The 238-nt window shown below is 37.4% G+C and carries 1 protein-coding gene; it reads right to left on the bottom strand.

The genetic code is table 11. The features are described from left to right. On the bottom strand, positions 1-238 hold a 238-nt coding region (locus Q4548_RS17350; RefSeq protein WP_303457275.1), incomplete at both ends, for a YfhO family protein.

Below are 238 nucleotides of genomic sequence, written 5' to 3'. Positions count from 1 at the left end.
GGATTATCCAATCAAATGTTTGATCAAATGAATACGTATCATATTCGATAAAGGCAATAGCCAAAAGGGTATAAGCAACAACACCAATCGCAACATCTTTTGCTTTTACTTCCTTGATATGTTGGAAAACAAACGCTGCTACTCCTCCAAAAGCAAGGCAAACGATATATTCCCAGCGATTCTGTGGTGCCGAAAAACCGTTAAACATACTTCCAACATAAGGAACAAAGTGGATAAA

The organism is Wenyingzhuangia sp. 2_MG-2023 (genome assembly GCF_030548295.1).
Lineage (GTDB): Bacteria > Bacteroidota > Bacteroidia > Flavobacteriales > Flavobacteriaceae > Wenyingzhuangia.
Note: the sequence above shows the minus strand (reverse complement) of the source record. Positions and strands in the feature narration are given on the sequence as shown.